Genomic DNA, 12,043 nt, shown 5'->3' on the forward strand with positions numbered 1-12,043 from the left:
GGGGCCCCTGGCCCGGAGCGCCAACCAACAAGCTGGGTCTCGACAACGTCCTGATCCTGAGGAGGCCGCGTAGCGGCCTTCTCGAAGGATGGACCGCACAGGATCATCGTGAAACGAGTCGGATCGCAGCGTCGATGGTGTTGCCCACCCTTCGAGACGCCGCGCCGGGCGCGGCTCCTCAGGGTGAGGCCAAAGCGAGCACTCATTGGGGCCGCGGCCCGAGCGCGCAGGCATCTCCAAGCCGTGCAACCGTCGTCGACGAACCTCGTTCTTCCGCCAGCATGCGGCCGGCACGTCCCTTCCCCCTTCTCCTCTTCTTCTTCCTCCTGTCATCGATCTGGTCTGCGGCATCCGGCCAGGGCATGCCGTCGTCCTTCGAGGGCGTCGAGAAGATGGCCGCCAAGCTCGCCGCCGAGCCGTACAAGGAGCCGGCATCGATCGAGGGCGACATGCGGCGTCTCGACTACGACCGCTACCGCGCGCTCAGGGCCAGGCCCGGCAGGGCGCTGTGGCAGGACGTCGAGAGCCCGTTCCGCGTGGAATTCTTTCCGGCCGGCTTCATCTACGAAAAGCCCGTGCAGATCGTCATGGTCGACGGTGACAAGGTCACGCCGCTGGCGATCGGACCCGACCAGTTCGATTTCTCGGACACTGGCCTGAAGGAGCCGCCGCGCAAGCTTGAACTGGCGGGCTTTCGCCTGCTGCATCCACTCAACCGCGCCGACAAGTTCGACGAGGTCGCGGCTTTCCTGGGCGCGAGCTACTTTCGCGCCATCGGGCGAGGCCAGGTCTACGGCAGCTCGGCGCGCGGGCTTGCCATCGACACCGGCATCGGCGGCAAACCCGAGGAGTTCCCGCTGTTCCGCATCTTCTGGCTGCTCAAGCCCGCGCCCGACGCCAAGGAGCTCACGGTGTGGGCGCTGCTCGATTCGCCCGGCGCGGCGGGAGCCTTCTCCTTCACGATCCGGCCGGGCGCCCGCACGGTGATCGAGACAAGGTCCATCCTCTACATGCGCAATGACGTGCAGGTGCTGGGCATCGCGCCGCTCACTTCGATGTACTTCTCCGGCAAGGCGCAGCCGACGCGCGACGACTACCGGCCGGAAATCCACGATGCCGACGGGCTGTACCTGTCGACCGGCAAGGACGAGCGCATCTGGCGGCCGTTGAGCAATCCCGGCGCCTTGGCTGTCTCCGCCTACCAGGATCGCAATCCCAAGGGCTTCGGCCTGATGCAGCGCGAGCGCAATTTCGACCGCTATCAGGACACCGGCACCCAGCTCGAGGCGCGGCCGAGCCTGTGGGTCGAGCCGATGGGCGACTGGGGCGACGGTGAGGTGCGGCTGGTCGAGATCCCTAGCCAGGCGGAAACCAACGACAACATCGCGGCGTTCTGGGTGGCGCGGCAGCCCGCGCGCAAGGGCGATCGCAGGGACTACGCCTACCGGCTGACCTCCCTCACGGACGACACCGCCCTGTCGCCTGCCGGCCGCGTCGTCGCCACCCGCACGGGCCTCGTGCCCTCCGCACCCAAGCAGCGCCGCATGGTGATCGAGTTCGCCGGCGGCAGGCTCGGGGCGTTGGGGCCGCAACAACCGCTGGCGTCCGACGTCGCGCTGACAAACGCCAAGGTCAGCCGGACCTACGTCGAAGCCCTGCCATGGAAAAGAAGCTGGCGCCTGTTCATCGACTTCGAGCCGGAGGGCAAGAATCCGGTCGACATACGCGCCGCGCTGACCTTGCAGGGCGCCCGCCTCACCGAAACCTGGCCCACCCAGTACCGGCCGTGCGGGACGGGCCATGCGGGGACGCTCTTCTGTACCGCGGGCGACACGCCCGCTCACGACCTTGAGCGGGCGAGACGCCCGCGGTCCAGAAGAGCATGCGAATTCGAGCGCAACCGCGGCGTGGCAGCTCGACCGCTTTGCCGGCCGGGCACGCTGGCGGCGTCGGCTGGTGCTCATCCTGGTGCTGGCAACCACCGCTGTCGGGCTCGCTCTGATGTGGCGCATCGTGGCGGCGCGCGGGCCCGACATCCTGAAGCCGATCTTCCTGCCCTGCTTCGCGCTACTCTTCGCCTGGATCGCGCTCTCCTTCTGGAGCGGCTTCCTGGGCTTCCTGCTCGGCCTGTTGCGGCGCCACCCGGTGACCCTGAGGCGGCACGGTCCGGCCGACGGCCCGATCCCGCCGCTCACGGAGCGCACCGCCATCCTGATCCCGGTCTACAACGAGGATGCGGAGGAAGTGTCGGGGCGCATCTCCGTCATGTACCGCTCGCTGCAGGACACGGGCCATCTCGACACGTTCGACTTCTTCATCCTGAGCGACACCAACAAGGCCGATCTGGCGCGCGAGGAGGAGAGCACCTACGCAGGCCTGCGCGAGCGGCTCGACGCCGGCCCGCGCCTGTTCTATCGCCGGCGACCCAGCAACACCGGCAAGAAGGCCGGCAACGTCGCCGAATGGGTCGAGACGCGCGGGCACGCCTACGCCTTCATGATCGTGCTCGACGCCGACAGCCTCCTGCACGGCGACACGATGGTGCGGCTGGCGGCCCTGATGCAGGCCAATCCCCACACCGGCCTCATCCAGACCCACACTGTGCCGGCCGGGCGCGAGACCCTGTTCGCCCGGGCGCTGCAATTCTCCTCCCGGCTCGTCGGCGTTCTGCTGTCGATGGGCTTCAGCTTCTGGCAGACCAGCGAATCGAACTACTTCGGCCACAACGCCATCCTGCGGGTGAAGGCCTTTGCCGAGTGCTGCCGGCTGCCGGTGCTGTCGGGACGGCCGCCGCTGGGCGGCGAGATCCTGAGCCATGACTTCGTCGAGGCGGCCTTCCTGCGCCGCGGCGGCTGGTATTGCTGGATGCTGCCCGAGCTGCGCGGCAGCTACGAGGAGCTGCCGACCAACCTGCTCGACTATGCCGTGCGCGACCGCCGCTGGATGCAGGGCAACCTCCAGCATGCCCGGCTGATCGGCAAGCCCGGCCTGCATCCGATGAGCCGCCTGCATCTCGGCCTGGGCATCTTCGCCTATCTTGCCTCGCCGCTGTGGCTCGCCATGCTGATGCTGAGCTCGGCCATGGTGGTCGACCAGCGGATAACCGGCGACATCTTCTTCGGGCCGACGCGCACGCTCTTTCCCCAATGGCCGCAGTATCACTGGCCGGAGATCCACGGGCTGCTCGGCCTGACGATCGGCCTGCTGCTGGGCCCCAAGCTCCTGGCGCTGATCCTGCGCTTCGGCTCGACGCGCAGCGCGCGCCGCTTCGGCGGCCGCATCGCCCTGATGCTGAGCTTCGTGGCCGAGACCTGCTTTTCCACGCTGCTCGCCCCGGTGATGATGCTGTTCCACACCACCTTCCTGATCCGCATCCTGGCCGGCAGTGCCGTGGGCTGGCCGCCGCAGGCGCGCGGCGATCGCGGCATGGACTGGCGCCAGGCACTCACACGCCACATTGGCCACGTGCTGTTCGGCCTCGCCGCGCTGGTCGCGCTCGGCGCGATCGTGCCCGACTACGTGCCGTGGATCCTTCCCGTGGTCATCGGCTTGCTGTTATCGGTGCCGCTCGCGGTCCTCTCCAGCCGCCGCACCCTGGGCCTCGCGGCGCGACGGCTGCGCCTGTTCCTCACTCCGGAGGAGCGCGCCGAAGCGACCCTCGCGATCAGTCACTAGGACCGCTGCGGCTTTGGGGAGACTGTTTCAGTGGCTGCATATATGCCGCACCTTGACATGCTGCATGCATGATGCGTAGTAGTGCATGCGCGTTGTCCTCGACACGGATGTCGTCATTGCAGGTTTGATAAGCCCGACTGGGGCGAGCCGCCGTCTGCTCGAACTGGCCTTCGAGGATCGCCTTACGCTCTTGGCATCGGTGGCACTGTTCCTGGAATACGAGTCCGTTGCCTTTCGACCGGACATCCTGGCCCTCGCGGCCCTGAACAAGGGAGAGATGACAAATCTCTTTACGGATCTTGCCAGCGCTATCGAGCCGGTCGAGATCCATTTCCTGTGGCGGCCGACACTGGCTGACGCCGCCGACGAAATGGTCCTGGAAGCGGCCGTGAACGGTCAGGCCGACATTCTGGCAACCTTCAATGCAAGACACTTCGCGCCTGCTCACAATCGTTTCAATGAGCTGAAGATTGCCGTACCGCGCGAGGTGCTTCGAGAGATCGAACGGAGACAACGAAGATGACTGTGACCAACAAAGGCAAGGGACGCGTCTCGATCACCCTGCCAATCTCCATAAAGAGGCGGGTGTCGGCACTGGCGCGTGAAGATGGAGTCAGTGAGAGCGCGTGGATGGCCGCGGCGGTTGTCGAAAAGATCGGCAGCCTTTCCGCGGCCGCCTTCTTCCAAGAGCGTGGCGAGCTGAGCAACGCGAAGCGCGGCCTCTCGATCCTGCGCCGCGCCGGCACACAGCCACCCCGGCCTGGTGACGAACGCGGCTAGGTCCAGCTCCAGGATTGGAAGGCGATTCCTCGCAGGTCATTGAAATCGTCTGATGCTATCCCCGCGCCAGCCGGGCCGTGCGGCGGCAGCCGGTGGTTTCGCTGATCACCAGGCCGCCGCCCTCGCTGCGGACGGTGAGCTTGCCCGAACGGCGGTCGGCGGCCTTCACCGAGGCGACGGTGACCAGCGAGAACGACCCCGAGCTCTTGGCGAGGCCGTGGATCTGCCACAGGCTGGGCGTCGGCGCCGGCGGCGGCCCCTTGCGCTGGTTGGGCACGGGGCCGTGCGCGGTGGTGTCGTAGGCCGAGCCGTCGACGAAGCCGTTCTCGATGGTGAGCACGAAATCGAGCGGGGCGTTGCACGAGCCGCCATCGCTCCGGCCGCGCCACTGGCCGTCGAGCGGCGAAACCGGTGCCGCCGTCCCGTCGGGCGAGGTTGCCGCCGGCGGCGCCGTGGCCGGTCGCGTCTGGGCATTGGCCGTGACGGCGCCCGCCAGCAGCAGCACCACGGCAAGAAGGCGCTTCATCGTCTGCCGAACAGGCGCTCGATGTCGGCGAGCTTCAGCTCGACGTAGGTCGGCCGGCCGTGATTGCACTGGCCCGAATGCGGCGTCGCCTCCATCTGGCGCAAGAGTGCGTTCATCTCCTCGACGCTGAGCCGCCGGCCGGCGCGCACCGAGGTGTGGCAGGCAAGCGTGCCGCAGACCTCCTCGACCTTTTCCTTGAGCGACAGGTGGTCACCCAGCTCGGCGAGCTCGTCGGCGAGATCGCGCACCAAGCCCTGGACATCGAGCTCGCCCAGCACGGCAGGTGTCTCGCGCACCACCACGGCGCCGACGCCAAAGGGCTCCAGCACCAGGCCCATGTCGGCGAGCTCGCCCATCCGGCCGGCCAGTCGTCGCACGCCGTCCTCGCCCACCTCGACGACCTCGGGCAGCAGCAGCGCCTGGCGCTTGATGCCGTCGGTCTCGAGCTGGTCCTTCAGGCGCTCGTGCATCAGCCGCTCGTGCGCGGCGTGCTGGTCGACGATCACCACGCCTTCGGCAGTCTGGGCCACGATATAGGTCTCGTGCAGCTGGGCGCGCGCCACGCCCAACGGATAGGCGGCCCCGTTGCCGTTGGCGGCTTGCTCGGCCGCCGGTTCGATCCGCGCCGAGGGCTGTCCGAGCGGCGCCATGAATTGCGCCGCTGCCTCGGCGAGACCGCGCGGCGGCAGGGATACCGACCGGCTGGCGCCCATCGGCAGCGCCAGCGCCTGGCCGGTGTGCGGGCGGAAGGCGCCGAGCGCGGCATCGGCCACCGTCGTGCTGGCGCGATGGCCGGCCGCCGCCAGCGCCGTGCGCAGCGCACCGACGATCAGGCCGCGCACGATGCCGGCGTCGCGGAAACGCACCTCGGTCTTGGCGGGATGGACGTTGACGTCGACCATCCCGGTCGGCGCCTCGAGGAACAGCGCCACCAAGGGATGGCGATCGCGCGCCAGGAAGTCCTGATAGGCGCCGCGCACCGCGCCGACCAGGAGCTTGTCGCGCACCGGCCGGCCATTGACGAACAGGTACTGGTGCTGGCTGGTCGGCCGGTTGAGCGTCGGCAGGCCGGCGAAGCCGGTGAGCCGGAAGCCCTCGCGGTTGGCGTCGATAGCGACCGTGTTGTCGGCAAACTCGCGGCCCATGATGGCGCCGAGACGAGCCAGGCGGCCCGCGTCCCGCCCATTCGCGTCCTTTTTCTCGATCAGCGACGGCGCCGCCGGCGGCAGGTCGATCAGGGTGCGCTCGTCGCTGTCGAGACGGAAACCAATGGCGGGATGGGCCATCGCCAGACGGCGCAGCGCATCGGCAACGTGGCCCGATTCGGTGCGCGGCTCCTTGAGGAACTTCAGCCGCGCCGGCGTGGCGAAGAAGAGATCGCGCACCTCGACCCGCGTGCCGAACGGATGCGCCGCCGGCCGCGGCTCGCCCCTGGCGCCGCCGTCGATCTCCAGGGACCATGCCGTCTCCGCGCCGGCCGGGCGCGAGGTGACCGTCATGCGGCTCACCGAGGCGATCGACGGCAGGGCCTCGCCGCGGAATCCCAGGGTGCGGATGTCGTCAAGATCGTCGTCGGGCAGCTTGGAGGTGCAATGCCGCTCGACCGCGAGCTCGAGCTCGTCGCGGGTCATGCCGACGCCGTCGTCCACCACCGACAGGAAGGTGCGGCCGCCCTCCTTCAGGCTGACGACGATGCGATGCGCGCCGGCGTCGATGGCGTTCTCGACCAGCTCCTTGGCCGCGCTGGCCGGCCGCTCGACCACCTCGCCGGCGGCGATGCGGTTGACCAGGGTCGACGGAAGACGCCTCAGGGCTTGTTGGGGTCGCACACTCATGAAGCGCCGATTTTACGTCCGCCGCCTTGAGGAAAGATACTGGCGAGTGACGATCTTGCTCTCTTCCACAGCCGGCTGGTCGAAGGCGTCGACGCCCCACAACTGTGCGGCGAACATGGTTTCCAGCATGTAATGCATCATCAGGGCGCCCATTACCTTCTCGTCGAGCGTGGCGATCCTGATGACGCGCGTGGGTCGGCCGTTCTTGACCAGGGTCGCCACCGTGGCGTCGGCCTCGGCCAGCAGCAGGTCGCCCATGCGATGGCCCTCCAGGTAGGCCAGCGACGTGTCGCCCGCGACCCTCTGCGGCGAGACCAGGCTGCCCTCCCCGGCCGTGTCCTGGATCAGGAGCGTCAGCATCTTGTCGATCGGCCCACCGAGATAGAGCTGAGTCTGGCTGTGCTGGTCGATCGTGCCCATCGCGCGGACCGGCGTGGTGCCCTTGCCATCCTTGCCGAGGCTCTCGGCCCACAGCTGGCGATACCAGAAGGCAAAGCTGTCGAGGCGATCGACGTAGGGCATCAGCACGGTGACGTTGATGCCACGCTCGTTGGCCAGCCCGACCGACAGCGCCGCGCCGATCGCCGGCGCAAGGCCCGCCATGTCGTTGGCCATCAGCGTCGGGTCGAGCACGCTTGCCGCCCCTTCGCGAATGGCGGCGCAATCGAGACCGGCGATCATCGCCGGCAGCATGCCAACCAGCGACAGCGAGGAGTAGCGCCCGCCGATTTTGGGATCGTGCTCGAGGATGGTGGCGCCGAGCCGCGTCGCCAGCCGGCGCAGCGGATTGTCGGTCGCCTCGGTGATGACGATCAGATGGTCGCCCACCCGGGTCTTGCCGACCTTCGCCTCCACGCCTTCCAGGACGGCGAACAGCTGGACCAGCGTCTCGGGCGTGCCGCCGGATTTCGAGATGGCGATGAAACCGGTGCGCTCGAGCGGCAGGCGCGACAGCAGCTCGGCATAGGTCGCCGGATCGACATTGTCCATGAACCAGAGCTTGGGCCGGCCCGGCGCGGGACCGAAACCCTTGTCGGCCAGCGCGACCAGCGCCTTGCCGCTCATGCTGGAGCCGCCCATGCCCATGACGACGACATGCTCGAAGCGGGCAAAGCGTTCGGCGTGCGGCCGGAGCGCCACGAGATCGTCGCGCCGGGCCGGCAGGTTGAGCAGCGGCAGGGCGCCGTCCTCCTTCCAGCGCCGGATCTTGTCGAGTGCGGCGCCGGCGCGATCGAGCTCGCGCGTCAGCGAGGCACGCGACAACCCCGCCTTGCCGACCGCATCCTCGAGGGCGCCGTCGATGGTCTGCTCGTACAGCATGCGAAACCTCGTCAGGGGTCCGTGACGATTCCTGCAGGCTTGCCGACGACGACGGTGGTCAGGAGCTCGTCGTTCAGCAAACGACGGGCGAGCCGGCGCACATCGTCGATGGTCACCGCCTCGATCAGCCTGTCGCGTCGCGTCAGATGATCGGGCGAGAGGTTGTCGACCTGCATCGACAGCAGCAGGCCGGCGATCGCCGGCGACGAATCGAGCGACAGCGACAGCGCGCCGCCGAGATAGGTCTTGGCATCGGCCAGCTCCCGCTCGGTCGGACCATCGGCCCTGAGACGCGCCAGCACGTTGCGCACTACAGCGAGCGCCTCGGCGATGCGCTCGTTGGCGCTCGCGGTCGAGATCACGATCAGGCCGGCCTTGTGATAGGCGCGCAAGCTGCTCGAGGCGCCATAGGCCAAGCCGCGCTTCTCGCGCACCTCGGTGAATAGCCGCGACTGCTGGCCGCCACCGCCCAGGATGTGGTTGAGGGCGACCGCGGCATACCAGTCGGGGTCGTTACGCAGGACGCCCGGCAGTGCGAGCAGCGCCGTGCTCTGCGGCACCGGCCGCTCGACCACGACGGTGCGCGGCCGAGCGGGCGGCTTCCACTCGGGCAGGGCTGGCGGCAGGGTCCCTGCAGGCAGGCCGCCGAACGCGTGGTCGAGCTGACGGGCCAGATCATAGGACGCGATGTCGCCCACGACGGCGATCACCAAGCCACGCCGTTCCAGCATGGCCGCGGCGCGCTTCTCGAAGTCCTGGGTGGTGAGCTTCCGGAGATCGTCGGCCGTGCCGTCGGGATTGGCCGCGTAGGGATAGGCCTCGAACACGGTCGCCATCAGGGTCCGCGCGGCAACCGACGACGGCCGCTGGCTCGCCTGGTTCAGGCTGGCGATGGTCTGCATGCGCCGCTGTTCGATCATGTCGGGTTCGAAGCGCGCCTGATTGAGCGCGAGGCGCAACAGCTCGAAACCCTCGTCGCGGGTCGCGGTCAGGACGCGCAACGACCCGCCCAGCCGATCGAGCGACGCGCCAAACTTCAGGGAAGCGGCGGCCTCCTCGAGGCTCTGGCGAAACGCCTGGGCACCGAGCCAACCCGCGCCGTCGGTCAACAGCGTGGCCATGAGATTGGTGACGCCCGACTGGCCGGCGGGATCGGAAGCCGTGCCGCCGGGCACCGAGAAAGACACGGACAGCGTCGGCGCGCTCTCGTCCCGCACCAGCCAAACTCTTTGCCCGAGCCGCGTCGTCACCACGTTGATGTCGACCGCGCCGGCCGCCCTCGGCAGCCCCAGCAAGGTCGACGCGAGCGCGGTCCCGAGAAGGCGACGGCGGGTCGTCATCGGCTGGCCGTCATCGGCTTCCTGGGGGCGGCGTGAGCAGCGACGTCACCAGGCGCTGCGGCTGGCACACATGCCGTGCCGCAGCGACCACCTCGTCCGGCCGGACGGCCGAGATGCGCTCCGGCCAGGCGGCGACGTCGGCGACGGTGCTGCCGGTGCTGAGCGCGCCACCGAAGATGCGTGGCCCGCTCTGCAGGGAATCCTGCGAGTAGATCGCCGCGGCGAGCAACTGGTTCTGCGCCCGCTCGAGCTCGTCCGTGCTGACGCCGCCGTCGATCAGCCGGCTGAGCTCGGCCGCCACCGCACTTTCGACATCGGCCATGGTCACCGACGACGCCGGATGGACGCCGACCTCGAAGCTCGCGAGGCCAAGGCTGTTCGGGCGGTAGCCGGCCCACGCCGAGAGCGCCCGCTTGCTGTCGACCACCAGGGCGCGCCACAGTCGGCTGGTCTCGGTGCCGCCCAGCAGCTGGGCCAGCACCTGCAGGGCATAGGCGTATTGCGACTCGCCCTTGCTGAAGGACGGCGCCAGGTAGTGGCGCGACCAGCGCGGCTCGATCACGCGCGGGTCGGCCCGACTGACGGTCTGCGGCAGGTCGGCGGCGCCATGATCGGGACGTCGGCGCGGCGCGACCGGCCGGGCGGGGATCGCCCCGTAATACTTTTCCGCAAGTGCGCGCACCTGCTCGGCAGTGGTGTCGCCGCCGACGATCAGGATCGCGTTGTTGGGCATATAGTGCTGGCGATAGAAATCCCTCAGATCGGCCAGCGTGAGCGCCTCGACATCGGCCACGGTGCCGCTGATCGGCATGCCGTAGGGCTGCCCTCGTCCATACAGCCGCTCGTTCACGACCTCGTCGAGCAGAGCGGACGGCGAATTGTCGATCCGCATGCGCCTTTCCTCGAGCACGACCTGGCGCTCGGGCACCAGCTCCTTCTCGGTCGTGCGCAAGTTGGCCATGCGATCGGCCTCCATGCGCATCACGAGCTCGAGCCGCTCGGGCGAGACGGTCTGGTAGTAGCCGGTCGAATCGTAGGTCGTGTAGGCGTTGTCGCGACCGCCGTTCTTCGACACGACGCGCGAGAATTCCGAGGGCGCCACCGTGTCGGTGCCCTTGAACATCATGTGCTCGAGGAAATGGGCGAGGCCGGTCTTGCCGGGCACCTCGTCGGCGCTGCCGACCTTGTAGACCACGAGCTGGGTGACGATCGGCGCGCGCGACGACGGCAGAACGACCACCTGGAGACCGTTAACCAGGGCGAAGGAATCGACCCGGCGCCGCCCGACGGAGAACAGCTTGGCACTCGCCGGCCACGCCGGCGCCAGCGCCGCGGTAGCGGCGAGACCGCCGAGCAGGGCCCGGCGACCGATCTTGGCGAACGGCGTCAGAAGATGCCTTCGAGGATGCCGCGCTTGCGCCGAGTGATGGTCGGTGTGTTCCCCGTCGCGGGCTGGCCGGCCGCCTGGGCATCGCGGATGCGCTGCTGCTCCTTGGTCGGATCGACGACGACGCCGGCCGGCAGCGGTTCCTGCCAGAAGATCAGACCGTCGATGAAGCCCTTGTCGCTGTCGTTGATCGTCCTGGTGTCCTGGTTGACCCGGCTGCGGATGTTGGGATCGATGCCACCCTGCCCGGCGCGCTGGACCAGCGCCTGCTCCGAGCTGGTTCCACGCGACGCGGGGGCAGCACCGCCGCCGGCGGCGGTGCGCTGCTGCACGCGTCCGGCCAGCGCCGGCGACAGGGCTTCCTTGGCCTGGTCGGCCGGGGTCATCTCCTGCGGCCTGGGCTCGCCCGGCCGCGGCGGGCGCAGCTCGGCATTGGGCGGCATGGTGAGCGGCGAGTGCGACACGATCTTGAACTCGTCGGGCGACACCTTCTTGCCACCGCCAATGTTGGCGAAGGCGTCGCAACCACTCAACGCGAGGCCGCACAGGACGGCTGCAAAAGGCAGGAGACTCGAGGAGGTAAAGGTCGTCCGTTGCATCGTTCGTCCTTCGGATTTCATTTTTTGTCCGTCGATCATGGCCACTTCAGGGCGCGCGCCGCCGGTCGCCGATCAGGGAATCGATGAGCATCAGGCCGACGCCGACAACGATCGCCGAATCGGCGACGTTGAACGCCGGCCAATGCCAGCGTCCGATATGGAAATCGGCGAAATCGAACACCGCTCCCCACCGGGCGCGGTCGATAACATTACCGATGGCGCCCCCCATGACAAGACCGATGCCCCACGCGGTGAGCGCGCGATCGGTTCGTCGCAACCAGACGAAAAGCCCGATGCAGACGGCGATGGCCACCGCCGACAGGACCCAGGGCGGCAGTGCGCCCTCGCCGCCCAGCAGGCCAAAGCTAACCCCCTGGTTCCACACGATGACCAGCCGGAAGAAGCCGTCGATCACCGGCACCACGGCGCCGGCCTGCTTGAGATAGCCGAGCAGCAGCTGCTTGGACGCCTGGTCGGCCACCAGCGTGATCACGACCAGGGCCATCGCCTGGCGGTCGATGGGCCTCATGATGGAGTCCTCCTCCCCAGCGTCGCTGGGGAGGTGTCGCCGTCATACGGCG

At 68.6% G+C, this 12,043-nt stretch carries 10 protein-coding genes and 1 pseudogene; 4 read left to right on the forward strand and 7 right to left on the reverse strand.

The annotated features are described in order from the left end of the window. Nucleotides 1–392 precede the first annotated feature (392 nt). From AB7O82_RS07310 to AB7O82_RS07325, 4 genes and pseudogenes are all read left to right on the forward strand, one after another. Nucleotides 393–1,718, forward strand: a pseudogene (locus AB7O82_RS07310) (glucan biosynthesis protein); the annotation flags it as partial. 82 nt (nucleotides 1,719–1,800) lie between these two features. Next, the gene (gene mdoH / locus AB7O82_RS07315) at nucleotides 1,801–3,675 is read left to right on the forward strand and encodes a glucans biosynthesis glucosyltransferase MdoH (protein ID WP_428619020.1); all 1,875 of its coding nucleotides are present in this window, start codon (nucleotides 1,801–1,803) and stop codon (nucleotides 3,673–3,675) included. An 85-nt stretch (nucleotides 3,676–3,760) separates the two neighbouring features. Then, nucleotides 3,761–4,198 (forward strand): putative toxin-antitoxin system toxin component, PIN family, encoded by a 438-nt coding sequence (locus AB7O82_RS07320; RefSeq protein ID WP_428619022.1) that lies wholly within the window; start codon nucleotides 3,761–3,763, stop codon nucleotides 4,196–4,198. Beyond that, nucleotides 4,195–4,455, forward strand: coding sequence for a pilus assembly protein HicB (locus AB7O82_RS07325; RefSeq protein ID WP_428619024.1), 261 nt, complete (start codon nucleotides 4,195–4,197; stop codon nucleotides 4,453–4,455). Before AB7O82_RS07320 ends, AB7O82_RS07325 begins: the two co-directional genes overlap by 4 nt. 55 nt (nucleotides 4,456–4,510) lie before the next feature. Here AB7O82_RS07325 and AB7O82_RS07330 read toward each other — a convergent pair whose 3' ends face one another. The 7 genes from AB7O82_RS07330 to lspA all read right to left on the reverse strand — a co-directional run bounded on the left by AB7O82_RS07330 (nucleotide 4,511) and on the right by lspA (nucleotide 11,991). Next, nucleotides 4,511–4,981, reverse strand: coding sequence for a hypothetical protein (locus tag AB7O82_RS07330; protein WP_428556206.1), 471 nt, complete (start codon nucleotides 4,979–4,981; stop codon nucleotides 4,511–4,513). Beyond that, nucleotides 4,978–6,816, reverse strand: a complete 1,839-nt coding sequence (gene mutL / locus AB7O82_RS07335) for a DNA mismatch repair endonuclease MutL (RefSeq protein ID WP_428556209.1) — start codon at nucleotides 6,814–6,816, stop codon at nucleotides 4,978–4,980. Before mutL ends, AB7O82_RS07330 begins: the two co-directional genes overlap by 4 nt. Nucleotides 6,817–6,828: 12 nt before the next feature. Next, nucleotides 6,829–8,136, reverse strand: a complete 1,308-nt coding sequence (locus AB7O82_RS07340; protein ID WP_428619027.1) for a glucose-6-phosphate isomerase — start codon at nucleotides 8,134–8,136, stop codon at nucleotides 6,829–6,831. Between the two features lie 11 nt (nucleotides 8,137–8,147). After that, nucleotides 8,148–9,476 (reverse strand): M16 family metallopeptidase, encoded by a 1,329-nt coding sequence (locus tag AB7O82_RS07345; protein WP_428542506.1) that lies wholly within the window; start codon nucleotides 9,474–9,476, stop codon nucleotides 8,148–8,150. A gap of 10 nt (nucleotides 9,477–9,486) precedes the next feature. Further along, nucleotides 9,487–10,716 carry a M16 family metallopeptidase gene (locus AB7O82_RS07350; protein WP_428542509.1) on the reverse strand — a complete coding sequence of 410 codons (1,230 nt, stop codon included), beginning with the start codon at nucleotides 10,714–10,716 and terminating at the stop codon, nucleotides 9,487–9,489. Nucleotides 10,717–10,862: 146 nt separating this feature from the next. After that, nucleotides 10,863–11,462 (reverse strand): DUF3035 domain-containing protein, encoded by a 600-nt coding sequence (locus AB7O82_RS07355; protein ID WP_428542512.1) that lies wholly within the window; start codon nucleotides 11,460–11,462, stop codon nucleotides 10,863–10,865. 46 nt (nucleotides 11,463–11,508) lie between these two features. Next, nucleotides 11,509–11,991: a signal peptidase II gene (gene lspA / locus AB7O82_RS07360; RefSeq protein WP_428542515.1), complete on the reverse strand. Its 483-nt coding sequence runs from the start codon at nucleotides 11,989–11,991 to the stop codon at nucleotides 11,509–11,511. Nucleotides 11,992–12,043 lie beyond the last annotated feature (52 nt).

The sequence above is a fragment of the Reyranella sp. genome (assembly GCF_050185545.1).
In the GTDB taxonomy this organism is placed as follows: domain Bacteria; phylum Pseudomonadota; class Alphaproteobacteria; order Reyranellales; family Reyranellaceae; genus Reyranella.